Consider the following 18126-nt stretch of genomic DNA (forward strand, 5'->3'; position numbering starts at 1 on the left):
CGAAAATATGACAGATATTTTATTTGGGAATAACAACAGACCTGTCCTGAAACTTCTGGCAAAGCGTTCTTTGAAAGCCCGGAGAAACACCATTGCTGTATTGGCGATTTTGCTTGCCACACTGCTTTTTACCAGCCTGTTTACAATTGCCATTAGCTTGCAGACTGCTATGCAGGAAAGTAATATGAGGACAACCGGCACTTCTGCCCATGCAGGTATCAAGCGTTTATCTTGGGAAGAATATGAACGGCTGTCATCGGATACAGGGGTGAAGGACAGCGGATACTCGATTATCATAGGAAATGCCGTGGGTGATAAGTTCAACAAGACACCCACGGAACTGCGATATAGTGATGAAACCTATGCAGAACTAACTTTTAACACCCCCGACACCGGATATCTGCCGGAACAGAAAAATGAGATTGCCACCAGCCGTATTGTTCTGGCAGCGATGGGATTACCTGATGAGGTTGGTACACAGATGGAACTGACCTTTATAACTGATACGGATACATTTAGCGATACCTTTACGCTTTGCGGCATTTGGGATGGGGATGCTGTGGCGTATCGTCAAACAATTCTATTATCCAAAGAATATACGGAACAGGTAGCTCCTGTCATCCACGGGGAAACGGACGGAACAACCCCACCTGTGGGAACCGGTTATATTGATGCTGTTATGATGATGCCTACGGCATGGAACATTGAAAAGCAGGCATTAGATGTGACTTCCAAATACGGTTTAGATGAACGGGTAAGTATTAACGACGCTTACCAAACGGCAACGGTCAGTTTTTCTTCCATGCTGCCCCTTGTAGCTGGTATTGCGGTTATCTTTATCGCAGGGTATCTTCTAATCTACAATGTGTTTTATATTTCTATCGCACAGGATATTCGGTTTTATGGAATGTTGAAAACACTGGGAACCACTGCAAGACAAATAAGAAAAATCGTTTATAGAAAAGCAATTAAGCTATCTCTTATGGGTATACCTATTGGTCTATTGTTGGGATGGCCAATTGGTCGATTGCTGCTGCCTGCGATTGTAAATATGCTGACGGATGATATAAGGGTCGTTACTACGGTAAATCCGTCGATTTTTTTGGTGGCGATTGTTTTTTCTATGATTACTGTTTTGATTAGCTGCCAAAAACCTGCTGCGATGGCAGCCAAGGTTTCCCCGATAGAGGCGCTACACTATGTCGAGCAGGCAGGAGAAAAAAAGAAAGACCGTCGCAGTAAACGTATAAGCACAGTTATGATGGCAAAAAGCAATCTTGGCCGCAATAAGAAAAAAGTAACGATTGTTACCTTGTCCTTTGCACTCAGCATCGTTCTTTTGAACAGTGTCTATACCTATGTGACTTCCTTTGATTTCGATAAGTTTGTGGCTGATTTTAGTCTTACGGATTTTACAGTGTCCGATACAACGGTAATCAACAGCTATGCCCCGTATAACACGGCGAATGTGAGCCAGGATTTCATTCGTGAGGCTGAAAGGTTGAATGGTCTTGAAGATATAGGCAATGTGTACCTGTGGACTTCCAAACAGCCGCTTTCCAAACGTGATCTTACAAAGTTGCAGGAACTTGCAGTTTCTTCCCGTGATATAGCAAATGAGCTGGGAAATTATAGGGTTCGACAGGAACATGGTGTCAATGTGTACGGGTTAGACGACTTTCCGGCAGAGTATGTGCGGGTTTTGGATGGAGAGCTGAACATGGAAAAATGGAGAGCTGGAACCGGCGTGTATGTAACACCGCTGCGGATGATGAGTGACGGTTCTCTCTGTTTGTATCAACCGGGAGACAAGATCTGTGTGCAGCAGCTTGATGGAACAAACAAAATATATGATGTATTGGCTGTGGTAGATATACCGAAAGCGTTAGAAACACCTTTACAAGTAGATATGGGACTGGATTATATTTTCCCGACAAATGAGCTGCTGGGAAATATGGTATCCGCCGACCAGCCGGCCATGAAAACCATCTTCAATGTAGATAATGAATACCAGCTTGCCACGGAAAACTGGCTGAAAAACTACACTACAAATACGGACACAGCTTTGGATTATCTGTCAAAAGTGACACTGCGGCAGACTTTTGATGGGATGATTAACATGTACCGTCTTGTGGGAGGTGCTCTTTGTGCGATTCTGGCGTTGATTGGCATACTGAATTTTATCAATTCCATGATGACCTCTATTTTGTCCAGATACAAAGAATTGGCCATGCTGCAATCGGTAGGTATGACCGGCCGACAAGTCAAACAGATGCTAATGATTGAGGGGATTGGGTATTCCGCATTGGGGCTTATATGTTCCCTGCTCATCTCTATCGTGGGGAGTCTGACAGTGGTTCGAATGATGGGGGCAGAATTAAGTTATTTTACATGGCATTTTACCCTGCTTCCTGTGTTCCTCTGTGTAATACCGTTAGTTCTCATTACCGCCTTTGTACCTTTGGTCTGCTATAACAAAATGGCACAGAAAACAGTTGTGGAACGGCTACGCATTGCTGAATAAGATACACAGACGAGAAACGGTCATCCGAAAGGGTGGCCGTTTTCAAATGTCACAAAATTGTGAGATTTCAGCTGATAAAAGGCACCTGTCTGTGACATTTCTGTGAGGATTATCAGTATAGAGCTAATTAATGAACCTCTATATTTTTTTATCATTTCCTTCATCGTCCGATGTTCCTTTCAAATCTGTGATCCACAGCATGACATCTTTCAATATGGAAGTATTTAATTCCTAATAAATAAACTTTTCTTCTCTTTGGTTTCGGATTAAATCAGCTTCCTTCAATATTGCAAGGTATATTATGTGTCAAGAACCAGTTACTTCAAAAAAACTGTTTTATTTTTAGAAAAAACTGTTTTGGGAGAACCGATTGATGTTCAAATGCATCTAATTAATGTAAAATAAAAAAACACGTGTATAAATGTCCGGACCAAAGGAGAAACAGGCTATGACAAAAAGTACATTTATTAAGGACGTCCACGATGCGGAAGCGATGCTGTATCATGTGGCCAAATCCATTTTAAAAAATGATGCAGATTGTTGTGATGCTGTTCAGGAAACGCTTCTCAAAGCATATGAAAAGCTGGATACATTAAAAAAAGAGAAATTTTTCCGAACCTGGATCACCCGAATACTAATTAATGAGTGTAACGGAATCATTCGCAAAAGAAAAAATATCATTTCGGTGACCACCTGTTATCCGGTGCGAAGATCGTGGCTCACCATCCGAACCTGTATGCCGTTTACCTTACCAACCACGGATGCGGTCCTGATACCCTTGTAAACCATATGTTCCGTGAAGAGATGGGGGATAAGCCGTACCTTCAGATCGAGGTGGATGAGCAGTATTCGGCAGTCGGTATTATTACCCGTATTGAGGCGTTCCTTAACAGTATCTCCCACAGACCGCCAGCCCAGATGCCAAAAGATTTTAACATCCTGGATGTGAAGATGAAGCCAGCCAATATTAAGTTCAAGCCGGATAAGGACAAGACACTTGTACTGCCGGATCTTGGTTACCACACTTGGTACTTGGAAAACTATTTTGAACAGTGCGGCTATAAAAAGAGAAAAACACTGCCAGACTATTCCCGTGAAGTATTGATGAAGGGACGTGCAGAGACCAACTCCAAGGAATATCTGCCGTTCCCAGTGATGTTAGGTCAGATTTTGACCTTGTTGGAAGAGACACCGAAAGAAGAGCAGAAGGATTTACAGTTCTTGATCCCATTTAACGAGGGTGCAGATGCAGATGGACAGTATGCAAGAGCCGTCCGGACGGTACTGGACCGCAAGGGATATGAGCATGTGGACATTATCGCGCCGATTCTGGAGACACTTCCAGTGACCGCAGATGATCCGGAGCTTCTGATGAAGGCTCTGGTTTGCGGCGACATCCTTTACAGTGCCGATCCGCATATGCGGGATCAGTGTTACCGCTCTCTGCTTCCAGATGGCAGCCTCCATGAGTGGAAAGACCTGCGCCGCTGGGCGAAGGAGATCGGAGAAGAAAGTACCTCAGCCAAATCACTGGGATTAGTTGGAACCTCTGCCAGCCTGACCAGCTTAAATGAGGGAATCCTGGAGCAACTGGAGTATGAAGGAATCCTGTGCCGCCGGGCACCGCTGTCTGAGATGATGCTGTTTCTGTGGAAAGAAGCCTCTGGCAATAAAAATGCGACAGAGTTTTTCCAGAAATGGGAAAAACGGCTGTTGGCAATCCATGAGCGCCTGGGAGATAGAAGCAGCTTCAGCCAAGACCTAAGTGGGCTTCAAAAACGTGCCGATGAGTATCTGTCAGACTACTCTGGTGCCAATGGACGATACCGTTATGCAAAAGCACTGGAACTGGGTGAGAACTGCAGCGGTATCCTGATGATGGCACCACGCTATGAAAACACTGCTATGGTGCTGAATATGAGAGGAATCCACGACCACTGCCAGGCACCAGTTTATGACCTGTCCCTGGATGGGGACTTCGACGAGGCAGGATGGGAGAAACTTAGATCCTTCTTGTATTATTGTGAAGTATAACAGGCACATTATGCTTAGTACAGCGAATATTAAGTAGCCACTATGTTGATTAGTTTGACTTTTCATATACTGCGTCAATATAGCAGATACTTAATTTTCACTGTACTGGGTACAATATAAATTAAAAAAGGAGACATAAAAAATGACAGGAATTAAGAACATCAACAAAGCAGAAGTCATGGCTTTAAAAGATCAGGTAGAATACCAGGACGGACAGGTAGTCAGCAAAACACTGGCGCAGAACGAACACGTAAGTGTTACTCTGTTTTCTTTTGACAAAGGCGAAGAGATCAGCACCCATGAATCCGGCGGGGATGCCTTCGTGACCTGTCTGGATGGTGTAGGAAAAGTAACTATTGAAGGCGAGGAATATATCCTAAAAGAAGGCGACTCCATCGTCATGCCAGCAAAACATCCCCATGCGGTATATGGACAGGAACAGTTCAAGATGCTGCTGGTAGTAATTTTCTAAGGCTGGCAGTAAAAGAAACTTACTTTCGTTTCATTTTTTATAAGAGACAAGGTCATTTAGGACGCATTATAGTTACATTGTTAATTTTGGAAAAGTAGAAGGGTTAGAAAAAGGCGTACTACGGTTGAAATGCGGAATAGAACTGAATGTTTCAAGAGCAAAGAAAGAAGAGTTTACCGAGGCACTGTTTGAATATCTGAGGGAAAGGAATGGTTGATTTGATGAGTTTGCTAAGTGATGCTTAGTACAAGAATGTGAAGAAAATGGAGAGAAGGTTTTAAAAGAACTCTCTGTAGAGGAAATCTATAATTATTACGAACAAGCAAATATCAAAGAGAAGGAGTGGATCAAACAATTAGTTTTTGAATACCAAATTGTGAATGTGAAATGAGTAAAGCCGAGAGTATTAATCTATCTCGGCTTTAGTATTTTTCCAAATTTTTGAATCGTCGATATTCTAAGGGTGATAATCCAAGCTGTTTTTTAAATACAGCTGCAAATTTCCCTTGATTAGAATAGCCGACCTGTTCGGATATTTCGGCAATCGGACGCTTTGTGTCCGAAAGAAGCCTTGCGGCTTCGTTCATACGGATTTCCCGCAGCCAGGTGGATATATTCTGTCCATATACGCCTCTAAAATAATTTTTCAGGCTGGTTTCACTGACCGAAAAGCGTTCTGCAATCTGCCGTACAGGAATGTGCTGGCGAAGATCATCTGAGAGAATTTGCGCTGCCCTTTTTGCAATTTCAACCTGCGTTTCCGTGTAGAAGCCGCAGGTTTTCGGAGGCCGGATTTCCATGTTAAAAAGCCGGTGGAGAAGTTCAAGCGTATAGATTTGCAAATGGAAGGCAGAGGGCTTTTCAGATAGCCGCCAGAGTTTTTGAAATATATTTTCCAGCTCACTGTCCGCTCCGTTGATATATGTCTTATGGTTGCCACAATAATTTTCTTCCAGCGTAGGGAGGTCAAGTGAAAAAGATTTCAAAAGTTCACCGCAGGACTGTAAAAGAAGTGGCAGGTCAAAGTATATTTTTATGCCCTGATATTGCCGTGTGGGAAAGATATATTCTTTCTGTGCGGTCTGTTCACTGACACAAAAATCATTTTCCTTCAGGTAAATGTAGGAGCCGTCATCCAGAAGCAATTCACTTCTGCCCGAAACGCAATAGTTAATCAGCAAAGGCTTTAGATTTGAATTTTCATCCGACTCCGGCCATACGGGAGCGTTTACAAAAATAAAAGCCAAAGTCAGCCCCGGAAAGAGCGTATGGAATGTCATGCGTCCCTTGCCATCTGCCCGATTCAAAAGCAATGTGCTGCTATTTGGACTGTTTTTCAAGGTCACACCAGAAACAGCATCGCTGTTTTCTAAAATGTTGTATATCATGTTACGCAACTGCTTCGCCCCTTTCATCACGCAAAATCGCTGATATTATTATACCTGCGAGAAAACTCCCGGTCAATGGATATTCTGGCAGAGCGAAAAAACTCCTTGCTATACGGGCTTAAAATACCGATATATGCATAGAAGCACAGCTGAATTTATGCTATCATTAGGTATGGTTAGCAAGAACTAACAAAGACGAAAGTAATCATGTTAGGAGGTTTCGCAATGAACAACAAATTGCAAGGAAAGGACTTAATCAACATCGGTATTTTTACGGCGATTTACTTTATCGTCATTTTCGCAGCGGCGTCTATCGGTTTTATCCCGATCTTTATTCCACTTATCAGCGTGATCGTGCCGCTTGTGGGCGGTATTCCGATGATGTTGTTCTTCTCCAAAATTAAGAAATTCGGTATGCTTACCATCTGCGGAGTGCTGCTGGGTATCATTATGCTGCTGACCGGCATGGGCTGGTGGTGCATCCCTACCGGGCTGATCTTCGGGCTGATTTCCGATTTTATGATGAAAGCCTGTGACTACAAAAATGCCAAGCGCGAAGTGTTGATTCACGGCGTTTTTTCCATGTGGGTAATCGGCGCCTTTATTCCCATCGTTGTGACGCGTGACGCTTACTACCAGAACCTGCTTCCCGGTTACGGTCAGGAATATGCCGACACGCTCATGGCTTATATGCCCGACTGGATTTTGCCGGTACTGCTTATTGCTGCTTTCGTCAGCGGTCTTGTCGGCGGCCTGATCGGACGGAAGATTTTCAAAAAGCACTTTGAGCGGGCGGGAATTGTGTAATGAGCTGCGAACTTCTTGCAAGTCAAAAAAACAATAGCGGAATTTTATTAGACCCCCGGACAAAACTGGCGGTACTGATTACCATAGCTGTCTTTATTTTAGGCGGTTCGTATGAAGGCATCATGCAGTATTACATCATCGTGTTGGCGACGATCCCACTGTTACTTTTGTCAGCGGCCAGAAAATGGAAAGGCGCTGTTCTCTATATCCTGATTTTTGGAGGCAGTCTGTGCCTGGAAATGTTCGGTCTGTCACGACTGGCTGGCGTAGCAAACTACATTGCAGTAGCCATTGTTGGCATTCTGCTGAGGTTCACCCCCAGCGTGATCATGGGATATTTCGTGGTAACGACAACCACGGTCAGCGAATTTGTTGCGGCGATGGAACGGCTCCACCTGCCGCAGCAGATTACCATTCCTATGTCTGTGATGTTTCGCTTCTTTCCCACGGTTGCGGAAGAATGGAGCGCTATTGGGGACGCCATGCGGATGCGTGGCGTCCGCTTTGGTGGTGGAAAAGTCGGTGCGATTTTAGAGTATCGGATTGTCCCCATGATGATCTGCTCCGTCAAAATCGGAGAGGAACTGTCCCAGGCAGCCCTTACGCGGGGATTGGGAGGCCCAGTAAAACGGACGAATATCTGTAAGCTGGGTTTTCATGTGCAGGATGTTATTTTCCTGCTGATCTGTCTGGGAGCATTTGCAGCGCAAATCTATGTGCTTGCCGCAAGGGGGTGAAGGAAATGATTGAATGTCAAGATGTATCCTTTTCTTATCCTGCCAGTACCCTTCCCGACAGTGAGAGGCAGGCCGGTGGCGCTTTAAAACATATTTCCTGCACTATTGAGGACGGTTCTTTTGTCCTGCTCTGCGGGACTTCCGGCTGTGGGAAAACAACCATGACCCGGTTGTTTAACGGCTTGATCCCCCATTATCATGAGGGGACTTATACCGGCTCCGTCTATCTGGATGGAAAGGATACCCGTGACCTGTCACTGTTTGATATTTCTCTGAAAGTCGGTTCTGTATTTCAAAATCCGCGTTCTCAGTTTTTCAATGTGGACACGACCAGCGAACTGGCTTTCGGCCCAGAGAATCACGGCATAGCGGAAGATCTTGTGCGTGACCGTGTAAAGCGTGTAGCTGCACAGCTAAAGTTGGAGCCGCTGCTTGATAGAAGTATTTTTTCTTTGTCCGGCGGTGAAAAGCAAAAAATCGCCTGCGGATCGGCAGCGGCAATTGACCCGGATATTTATGTGCTTGATGAGCCATCATCCAACCTTGACGCATACGCTATCGCTGATTTTCGACAGCTACTCTTTACTTTGAAATCGCAGGGAAAGACCATCATCATCTCTGAACATCGGTTGTATTATCTGTCCGGCCTCTTTGACCGTGTCCTGTACCTAAAAGATGGAGAAATCGAAGGTGATTATACAGCAGAGAAATTTTGCGGCCTGTCGGCAAGACAGCGCGATGATATGGGATTGCGCCCTCTTGATCTTGCGGGGCTTTCAGAAGTTGAAGGCACGCCGCAGAGAATGAATGAGGCGGTTTGGACGATAAAGAATGTGTCCTTTGCCTATAAGCATGAGCCGGAAACCTTGCATATAACGGAAACCTCTTTCCCATTCGGCAGCGCCACGGCCATCATCGGACATAATGGTGCGGGAAAATCCACCTTTGCCCGGTGCCTCTGCGGGTTGGAAAAGCACTTCAAAGGAACGGTGCAGGATCAGAGCAAGAACTATTCCAGAAAAGAACGATTGAAACTCTGTTATATGGTCATGCAGGATGTAAACCACCAGCTCTTTACCGAAAGTCTTCTGGATGAAATTCTGCTCAGTATGAGAACCGAGAATAAGCAAAGGGCAAGAGAAATCTTAAAGGAGATGGACTTGCTTTCCTTTGAGGACTGCCACCCGATGGGACTGTCCGGCGGTCAAAAGCAGCGCGTGGCGGTTGCCTCTGCGATTGCTTCGGAGCGCCCTTTGATTTTATTCGATGAACCGACCAGCGGTCTTGACCTGTTTCACATGAGGCAGGTTGCCAATGTTGTTAATCAGGTGGCGAATACTGGAAGAACTGCGCTTGTGGTAACGCATGACCCGGAATTTATTCTACGCTGCTGCAATTATGTCCTTCACTTAGAAAACGGGCAAATTCAGGAAAGTTATTCCATAGAGGACAGCGATGGCCGAAAACGCCTGCTAAAGTTTTTTCTGAGTGATATGAAGAAGGAGGTGTCCACAGAATGAAGGAGGAAAAGAAAGAGTCGCCCATAAGCGTCTTATGGGGATGGGGCAAAGCTTATCATGGAAAATTCATCGGCAGTATTATCCTTGCGGTATTAGGCGTGGCCTGCCAGATGGTGCCCTATTTCTGCGTGGCGCATATTGTCACAATGATGTTGTCTGGGGAACAGAATTATTCCTGCTATGTGACCGCTGGTATTATTGCACTGTGCAGATACTTTGGGAAGGTGCTGTTTTCCTGTCTTTCTACAACGATTTCCCACACAGCGACCTATTACACGCTGCGCGATCTGCGGGAGAACATTACCGAGAAACTTGCCCGTGTGCCAATGGGGACGATTTTGGATACGCCCTCTGGACAGTATAAAACGACGATTGTTGACCGGGTGGAGGGAATGGAGCCGACCTTTGCACACCTGATCCCGGAAATGACCGCAAATGTGCTGGTTCCCATTGTGATTGTCGTGTACCTGCTTATTCTGGACTGGCGTATGGCGCTTTTGTCCCTTGTCACTCTCGTGGTGGGCCTTGTGGTTATGTCCGCCGGTATGAAAAACTATCCCGTCAAATGGGAGGGCGCAGTCAAGGCGGGCAAGCAGATGGCAGACGCCATCGTGGAATATATCGGAGGCATTGAGGTGGTGAAAGCGTTCAGCCAATCCGCCGGTTCCTACAAAAAATATTCTGACGCGGTGAATTACAACGCCAACTACTATGTGGACTGGATGCGAGAAAACCAGAAAACCATGAGCGCCTATAACGCCATCCTGCCCTCAGTGCTGATCTGCGTGCTGCCCTGCGGTTTTGCATTTTGGCTCTCCGGCAGCCTGGAACTTTCAGCCTTCCTGTCCATTGTGATTTTCTCGCTGGGGCTGATCGGGCCGATTATCGCGGCCTTTACCTTTACGGACGATTTGGCCGTACTGGGGACAAATGTGGAAGAAATCAGCCAGCTTCTGAACGCCGAAGAACTGAACCATAAGGACACGCCGGTCAAGCTGGAAGATACTGGCATTTCTCTTAGGTCTGTGTCGTTTTCCTATGACGGGACAACAGAGGTTTTGCATGATGTGAACCTTGCCATCCGGCCCGGAACCATGACGGCCCTTGTAGGGCCGTCCGGCTCTGGCAAGTCCACGGTGGCGAAGCTGATTGCCGGATATTGGGATGTTACATCCGGCAGCATTACCCTCGGCGGTCATGAGCTGAAGGATATACCGCTGTCTGAAATTGCAGATCAGATTTCCTATGTATCTCAGGACAACTACCTGTTTAACCGCAGTATCCGGGAAAATATCCGCATGGGAAGACCCAGCGCCACAGACGCGGAGGTGGAACAGGCCGCCGAACAAAGTGGTTGCGACGCCTTTATCCGCGGGCTGGACAATGGCTATGATACGGTTGTCGGCAGCGCCGGTTCCCACCTTTCCGGCGGGGAGCGCCAGCGTATTGCCATCGCCCGTGCCATGCTGAAAAATGCACCGGTTGTCATTTTGGACGAGGCAACTAGCAGCGTTGACCCGGAGAATGAGGACGAATTGCAGCGAGCTATCGAGGCACTGACTCATGATAAGACCAGCACTCATGAAATCGCCAGGTATCTGAAGATTACCGAAAAGGCAGTTTACAGGTGCATGGACAGGCTGAAAGAAAAAGTGAAGAAGATCTTCGAGTAATTCATGATAATCAAAAAGCAGGGTGTGAGAACAAACTCCACCCTGCTTATCATTTATTAGAAAAAAGGAAACTTTTGTCAAAACCAGTATTTAAAAATTTTATCAGTAATAAAGTGCAGAATGATGTTTGGATTGCAGTTTTTATGCAACTATTTCTTGTTGCTATTGACAAAACCTTTTTCAGAGATTAAAATTATAACAGCGTTATATAGCACTGTTATATAGGAGGTGTGCAAAATAAACGGAAATGGAATGACTTTAGAAAATATCCACCGGGCAGCGAAAGCGGAATTTTTAGAAAAAGGATATAAAGACGCTTCCCTGCGGAATATTGTGAAATCCGTGGGAATGACTACCGGAGCCTTTTACGGATATTACAAAAGCAAAGAAGAACTTTTTGAAGCCATCGTTGGTGAACATTATGAATATATTCGTAACCGTTTTATAAAGGCACAGCAGGAGTTCGCCGAACTACCAGCTGCCCAGCAGCCGGAAGTCATGAGTGATATTTCGGGAATCTGCATGTACGATATTCTCTATTATGCGTACGAACATTTAGAGGAATGTAAACTGATCCTCTGCTGTTCGGAAGGGACAAAATTTGCCGGGCTAATTGATGAAATGGTGGAGATTGAGGTAGATGGGACGCATGCCTATCAGGATGTCTTAAGGCAGCTTGGACGGTCCTCTCCGCATATCGATCCTTCGCTGGAGCATATTCTGATCACCGGAATGTTTCATACTTTTTTTGAATTGATCATCCACGAAATGCCGCTCAAAGATGCCGAAAACTACGTTAGAGAAATGCGCGCCTTTTATACAGCAGGATGGATGAAAATTATGGGGCAGTAATGCCTTATAATTTTTGTTCGATAGTTAGCTACAGCTAACCTAAATTCGGATATTGTAAGAACATAGACGTGTTCTCTTTATCATAGACACAAAGAAAAGGAGGAATTTTTTTGAAAAAAAAATCTAATTTATCACGCCTGCTGGGAATTGCAGGCAGCCATAAGTACCTGACCTATGCTTCCTGGGTGCTTTCTGCCATCAGTGCCCTGATTGCTCTGGTACCATTCTATTACATCTGGAAAATGATCAAGGAAGTATTGGAGGTGGCACCGAATTTTGCCCAGGCACAGGACCTGACCAGTAATGGCTGGATGGCAGTATTGTTTGCGGTTATAGCGGTGCTTGTCTACATAGCCGGGCTGATGTGTTCCCATTTGGGAGCATTTCGTATCGCCACAAACCTGCGTATCCAGACCATGGAGCATATTGTTAAGCTTCCTCTTGGGTTTGCCGAGAGTTTTGGCAGCGGAAAACTGCGCAAGATTGTCAACGAATCCAGCGCAGCCACCGAAACCTATCTCGCCCATCAGCTTCCCGACAGAGCCAATGCCATTGCAACCCCCTGCGGTCTTTTGGTGCTGTTGTTCGTGTTTGACTGGAGACTGGGACTATTGAGTCTTGTTCCGGTTGTGCTGGGGTTTCTGATCATGATGGCAATGACCGGAAAGCAGATGCAGGAAAAGATGAAAGAATACCAGAATGCGCTGGATGATATGTCCAATGAAGCGGTAGAGTATGTCCGTGGGATTCCGGTGGTAAAAACCTTTGGCCAGACGATCTTTTCCTTTAAGAAGTTTAAAGACTCCATTGACCGGTATAAAGTATGGGTGATTGCTTATACCAGGCAGCTTCGGACACCGATGATGTTCTATACAGCTGCGATCAACGGCGTTTTTGCCACACTGATTGCCGGAGGACTGTTGCTTACGCAAGACGGTGTGACTTCCGGTTTCTTACTGGATCTTATTTTCTATATCATCATTACACCGGTTATTTCTGTCACACTGACACGCATTATGTTCCAAAGTGAAAACGCCATGATCGTAGACGACGCTTTACAGAGAATTGACAGCGTTTTGCATTTGAAGCCTCTGGAGGAAACGAAACATTCAAAGCATCCCCAAAACGCTTCCGTGGAACTGAAATCGGTTCATTTCAGCTATGATGGAGAAAAAGAAGTATTAAAAGATATTTCACTGACCATTCCTGCAGGACAGACGGTAGCTTTTGTAGGTCCATCCGGCGGTGGAAAAACAACCCTTGCCAACCTGATTTCCCGATTCTTTGATCCCCAGAGCGGAATGGTAAAAATCGGTGGTGTTAATGTGAAAGACATCCCGAAAGAGGAACTCATGAACACGGTGTCTTTCGTATTTCAGAACAGCCGTCTGATCAAGGCATCTATTCTGGAAAATGTGCGTATGGGAAAACCGGAAGCTACCCGTGAGGAAGTTCTGACTGCCCTTCATCACGCGCAATGCGATGATATTCTGGAAAAACTCCCACAGGGTGTGGATACGGTCATCGGTACAAAGGGTGTCTATCTTTCCGGCGGCGAGCAGCAACGAATTGCCATTGCCCGTGTGATGCTGAAAAATGCTCCGATTATCATTCTGGATGAAGCCACTGCCTTTGCTGACCCGGATAACGAAAGCCGCGTACAGGCTGCTTTCTCAAGACTTTCCGAGGGTAAGACAGTGATTATGATTGCCCACAGGCTTTCTACCGTAACAAATGTGGATCAGATTTTTGTCATTTGCGACGGACGGGTTGCCGAGTGCGGAAACAGTCGCGAATTGCTTGCAAAAGACGGTATATTCAGCCGTATGTGGAAAAATTACCAGACTTCCGTGCAATGGAAGGTAACAAAGGAGGTGCAGTAATATGATCAAAAAACTGCAGAAAAAATATGCCCTGTCTGAACAGGGAGCAAAAGACCTGATCAAAGGCTGCCTGGCCTGTGTCCTTCAGAATCTGTCTTTTATGTTTCCGGTGGGACTTTTATATTACCTGGTCAGCGATCTGATGAACGGGGGTGTTCCCGGCGGGAAAATTCCATTTTATGTGGCAGGCTGCGTGGTGTGTATTGGCTTGATTCTGCTGACCACTTTCTTTCAATACAATGCGACCTATTTTGCCACTTACAAAGAAAGCGGTATCCGCCGCATTACCCTGGCAGAACATCTGCGCAAAATCCCCCTTTCCTTTTTCGGGAAAAAGGATTTAGCCGATCTTACCAGTACCATTATGGCGGATTGCACCTTCCTGGAGCAGAGTTTTTCGCATTTTATCCCTGAGCTTGCGGGTTCGATCATTTCTACAGTTCTGATTTCCATTGGTCTGCTCTTTACGGACTGGAGAATGGCACTGGCTGCCTTATGGGTTCTGCCGGTTGCCTTTGCGATTGTGGGATTTTCCGCAAAGATTCAGGAAAATCTGAATCAGAAAGCCATGGATGTAAAGATGGCCTGCGCAGACGGGATACAGGAGTGCATTGAAACGGTTCGTGACCTGAAAGCGAACAATGCGGAGCAGGCATATTTAAAAGGTCTGGAAAAGAAGATCCGTGCCGTGGAGCATCGTTCCATCCTCAATGAATTCGGCCTTGCTGTTTTTGTGGTTTCCGCATCGCTGGTGCTGAAGCTTGGTATTGCAACGGTTGCGCTGGTGGGAGCTGTTTTGCTCATGCAAGGAAGCCTCTCCGTGCTTACATTCTTTATGTTCCTTCTGGTAGTATCCCGTTTATATGACCCTCTGCAGGGCGCACTCCAGAATCTTGCGGCAGTCATCAGTACACGAACCAATATTGCCCGTATGAATGAAATTCTCGATCATCCCATCCAGCAGGGCAGTGATAGGCTTTCCAATCAGGGGTATGATATTGTCTTTGACCATGTCGGGTTTGCCTATAATACCGGAGAAACTGTATTGAAAGATGTCTCCTTTACGGCAAAGCAGGGAGAGGTTACGGCTCTGGTGGGCCCGTCCGGCGGCGGAAAAACAACCGTATCCCGGCTGGCAGCAAGGTTCTGGGATATTAACAGAGGAAAGATTACCGTGGGAGGCATGGATGTATCCCGAATAGACCCGGAAACACTGCTTTCTCTGTATTCCATCGTATTCCAGGATGTTACGCTGTTTGACAATACGATTCTGGAAAATATCCGAATCGGAAACAAAGACGCCACAGATGAACAGGTCATTGCGGCTGCGAAACTTGCCAATGTAGATGAATTTGCAGAAAAATTACCAGATGGATGGCATACCAATATCGGGGAAAATGGCTGTGAACTTTCCGGCGGAGAGCGCCAGCGCATCTCTATTGCCCGTGCATTTCTGAAAAATGCGCCGATCATTCTTTTGGATGAAGCTACTGCTTCCCTGGATGTGGAGAATGAAACTCTGATACAGACAGCCCTTTCCCGTCTGATCGCAGATAAAACCGTTCTGGTTATCGCCCACAGGATGCGTACCGTAGCCGGAGCAGATAAGATCGTTGTCCTTTCTGATGGTACAGTTGCAGAAGAAGGATCACCAAAGGATCTGGAAGAAAAGAATGGTGTATATGCCCATATGGTAAAACTGCAGACAGAAAGCCAGAACTGGAAACTTGCGTGAAGAAGGAAAAGGAGGTAGTGCAATGAAAAGGAACCAATGGAAGCAGGAGAATATCCGCCTTGGCACCCACGGGGAAGACTATGGAAGCTGGATGTCCAATCCTGTCTTTTACATCATTGGCGGAATCGGAGTTTTGGCCGCTGTGCTGGCTGTCCTCTCTTTTTATGTATTTCATGTCGCTGTTCTCGGTGTGCTGTTTGCCATCATCACAATCGCACTTGTGGTTTTGCTGATCTGGATCACATGGATCAGGCGGCAGTATGCCTTTGGCGGTGGCAGAATCATGGAACAGGTTCACCGGGTTGTCCTCTCGCACCTAGACTATGACGGTGAGGGCAAGATTCTGGAAGTAGGTTGCGGCTCCGGAGCGCTGACAATCCGTGCGGCTCTGACATGGCCGAAAGCAAAAGTAATCGGTATTGATTATTGGGGCGCTGTGTACAATTACAGCAAGGCACTCTGCGAGAAAAATGCTGCAAGTGAGGGCGTGGCTTCCCGCTGTGTATTTCAGCACGGTGATGCGAAGCAGCTGGATTTTCCTGATGAGAGCTTTGATGTGGTCATCAGCAACTATGTCTATCACAATGTCATGGGTGCAGATATGCAGAAACTGCTGCTGGAAAGCCTGCGGGTATTGAAAAAAGGCGGCGTCTTTGCACTTAACGATGATATGAAACAAAAGATGTACGGTGACATGGAAGGTTTTGCGCAGAAACTGCGGGATATGGGGTATGAGGAAGTACGACTTGTTGATACCGCACAGGAAGCTTTTGGCGCCCACCGTCGGGCTGCCATGATGATGCTAGGTTCTTCCCGGTTGCTTGTCGGTAGAAAGTAATGTATCAAAACAGGAGGTTTGGCTATGTCCAAGTTAGGAGTCGTGGAGGATACACTGTTCGTCCCTATGCTGGGAAGAATTTATGCTAGTGAGCATTACCCGCAAATTTTATATGATAAAAAAGCATTGGAATTGAAAAAGAAGCTGCCTTCAGACTTGATTAAACAGAATATGCAGAGCCAGTATACCCTTTTGGCCTCTGCTTCCCGGTCTGCTAATATGGATCGGATTATTCGGACTTTTCTGGAACGCAGACCGGACGGTGTGATTGTCCAGTTGGGCTGTGGTCTGGAGACAACCTATCACCGATGTGATAACGGAAAGACACACTGGTATGCCGTGGATCTGCCTCATGTAATCGAATACCGGCGGGGACTTCTTCCCGAACCAGAGAGGGAATTATATATTTCCGGGGATGCCTTTGCAAAGGATTGGATCAAAAAAGTTCGCAATGATGTATTTGATGCTCCTATTCTCGTTACTGCAGGCGGGTTATTTCATTATTTTGAGGAACATAAGGTCATTGCCCTTCTGCGTATGATTGGGCAATTTGGAAATATGGAAGTTGTTTTTGATACGGTGAACAAAAGAGGAATGACCATGATGAAGAAAAAATATATGAAACAGGTCGGCCATGCCGATGCACAAATGTTCTTTTATGTGAATTCAGCGGAAGAACTGGCAGCAAAGATCGGGGGTAATGTGAAGGTGATTGCGGAGGAACCATACTATCGTTACATCCCTAAAAATGGCTTAAAGCTATCCACAAAGGTCAGTATGACAGTTTCTGATCAATTCAAGATGGTAAAGATGATACATCTAAAACTATAGTGGATATACAATATCAGAGAGAGAGAACTTTATCATTTTTTCGGACGCACTGATGAAACACCATCAAAAGCCGCTTTCTATCACCAGCGTGCAAAATTAAAAGATAATGCACTATGGGAACTTTTGCAAATCTTTAACCAGAAGCTTCAACCAACTCTATACAGAAACCGTTATCGTTTGGTTGCTTGTGACGGTTCTGTTGCTGATGAAGTCGATCCGGAACTTCTGGCAAAAGTATTGGCTAATCCAGAGATGTGGGCATTGCTCAATTCACTGGCGAAAACGATGAAGTAATGAAAAATAGTGAAAAAATAGTGTAATTTTAATGAAAAAACAATTCATAAAACGATATAATATATGGATAAAATGAGGATATTTATTGTGTATATGGATATTCTATCTCCATCAGTAAACTAAGTAAAATAAAAATTCTGCTTTACAAACAACAGATAAAGTATTAAAATAAACAAAAAGATATCTTCAGGGCAGGGTGAGATTCCCTACCGGCGGTAAAGCCCGCGAGCCGAGAGGCATGATCCGGTGAGATTCCGGGGCCGACAGTACAGTCTGGATGGAAGAAGATGATAGTACAGTTGATTTTTTGTATGAATGAATGTAGTATCAGAGCTCTGAGATGGTGATCCATTTCAGAGCTTTTTATATAGGAAAATCAGACATTCATTTATCAATCATATGTAACAGATCAATTCCACCCTGCAGATATTTCTGCAGGCTTTTTTTGTATCTGGTACATCGTTTTCGAAATAACTATACCATTCACTTGTCTGTGAATCCGATTGCACATGTTTAAAAGCCTCGGCGTAGCCCAGGC

At 45.5% G+C, this 18126-nt stretch carries 13 protein-coding genes, 2 pseudogenes and 1 riboswitch; of the genes and pseudogenes, 14 read left to right on the forward strand and 1 reads right to left on the reverse strand.

Annotated elements, in window-relative coordinates; genetic code table 11:
- Nucleotides 1-7: 7 nt before the first annotated feature.
- From I2D69_RS11535 to I2D69_RS11555, 5 genes and pseudogenes are all read left to right on the forward strand, one after another.
- A complete protein-coding gene (locus I2D69_RS11535; RefSeq protein WP_195379933.1) occupies nucleotides 8-2524 on the forward strand; it encodes an ABC transporter permease in 2517 nt (838 codons plus the stop codon).
- A 448-nt stretch (nucleotides 2525-2972) separates the two neighbouring features.
- Entirely contained in the window at nucleotides 2973-3308 is a 336-nt protein-coding gene (locus tag I2D69_RS11540; protein ID WP_243243805.1) for a sigma factor, read from the forward strand.
- A complete protein-coding gene (locus tag I2D69_RS11545; protein WP_195379934.1) occupies nucleotides 3239-4558 on the forward strand; it encodes a hypothetical protein in 1320 nt (439 codons plus the stop codon). The genes I2D69_RS11540 and I2D69_RS11545 overlap by 70 nt, the downstream gene beginning before the upstream one ends.
- A 142-nt stretch (nucleotides 4559-4700) precedes the next feature.
- Nucleotides 4701-5030, forward strand: coding sequence for a cupin domain-containing protein (locus tag I2D69_RS11550; RefSeq protein WP_195379935.1), 330 nt, complete (start codon nucleotides 4701-4703; stop codon nucleotides 5028-5030).
- A 61-nt stretch (nucleotides 5031-5091) separates the two neighbouring features.
- Nucleotides 5092-5247 (forward strand): annotated as a pseudogene (locus I2D69_RS11555) (DNA-binding response regulator); the annotation flags it as partial.
- A gap of 205 nt (nucleotides 5248-5452) precedes the next feature.
- Here I2D69_RS11555 and I2D69_RS11560 read toward each other — a convergent pair.
- A complete protein-coding gene (locus I2D69_RS11560; protein ID WP_187564906.1) occupies nucleotides 5453-6418 on the reverse strand; it encodes an AraC family transcriptional regulator in 966 nt (321 codons plus the stop codon).
- A gap of 225 nt (nucleotides 6419-6643) precedes the next feature.
- Here I2D69_RS11560 and I2D69_RS11565 point away from each other — a divergent pair, with 225 nt between their 5' ends.
- From I2D69_RS11565 to I2D69_RS11605, 9 genes and pseudogenes are all read left to right on the forward strand, one after another.
- Nucleotides 6644-7225 carry an MptD family putative ECF transporter S component gene (locus I2D69_RS11565; RefSeq protein WP_044930260.1) on the forward strand — a complete coding sequence of 194 codons (582 nt, stop codon included), beginning with the start codon at nucleotides 6644-6646 and terminating at the stop codon, nucleotides 7223-7225.
- Complete coding sequence (locus tag I2D69_RS11570) at nucleotides 7225-7962, forward strand: energy-coupling factor transporter transmembrane component T (protein ID WP_195379936.1); 738 nt, start codon at nucleotides 7225-7227, stop codon at nucleotides 7960-7962. The genes I2D69_RS11565 and I2D69_RS11570 overlap by 1 nt, the downstream gene beginning before the upstream one ends.
- Before the next feature lie 5 nt (nucleotides 7963-7967).
- Entirely contained in the window at nucleotides 7968-9482 is a 1515-nt protein-coding gene (locus I2D69_RS11575; RefSeq protein WP_195379937.1) for an energy-coupling factor ABC transporter ATP-binding protein, read from the forward strand.
- Nucleotides 9479-11032 (forward strand): annotated as a pseudogene (locus I2D69_RS11580) (ABC transporter ATP-binding protein); the annotation flags it as partial. The gene I2D69_RS11575 and the pseudogene I2D69_RS11580, both read left to right, overlap by 4 nt.
- A 375-nt stretch (nucleotides 11033-11407) precedes the next feature.
- Nucleotides 11408-12007, forward strand: a complete 600-nt coding sequence (locus I2D69_RS11585) for a TetR/AcrR family transcriptional regulator (protein WP_195379938.1) — start codon at nucleotides 11408-11410, stop codon at nucleotides 12005-12007.
- A gap of 110 nt (nucleotides 12008-12117) precedes the next feature.
- A complete protein-coding gene (locus I2D69_RS11590; protein WP_195379939.1) occupies nucleotides 12118-13890 on the forward strand; it encodes an ABC transporter ATP-binding protein in 1773 nt (590 codons plus the stop codon).
- A 1-nt stretch (nucleotide 13891) separates the two neighbouring features.
- Nucleotides 13892-15625, forward strand: a complete 1734-nt coding sequence (locus I2D69_RS11595; RefSeq protein WP_004844974.1) for an ABC transporter ATP-binding protein — start codon at nucleotides 13892-13894, stop codon at nucleotides 15623-15625.
- Between the two features lie 22 nt (nucleotides 15626-15647).
- On the forward strand, nucleotides 15648-16463 hold the full coding sequence (locus I2D69_RS11600; protein ID WP_173719077.1) for a class I SAM-dependent methyltransferase: 816 nt from the start codon (nucleotides 15648-15650) through the stop codon (nucleotides 16461-16463).
- A 24-nt stretch (nucleotides 16464-16487) separates the two neighbouring features.
- A complete protein-coding gene (locus I2D69_RS11605) occupies nucleotides 16488-17294 on the forward strand; it encodes a class I SAM-dependent methyltransferase (protein ID WP_173719076.1) in 807 nt (268 codons plus the stop codon).
- A gap of 472 nt (nucleotides 17295-17766) precedes the next feature.
- A riboswitch (FMN riboswitch) is annotated at nucleotides 17767-17881 on the forward strand.
- The last annotated feature ends 245 nt before the right edge of the window (nucleotides 17882-18126 follow it).

It is taken from the genome of Ruminococcus sp. D54t1_190329_F1 (assembly GCF_015551645.1).
Classification (GTDB): Bacteria; Bacillota; Clostridia; order Lachnospirales; family Lachnospiraceae; genus Blautia_A; species Blautia_A faecis.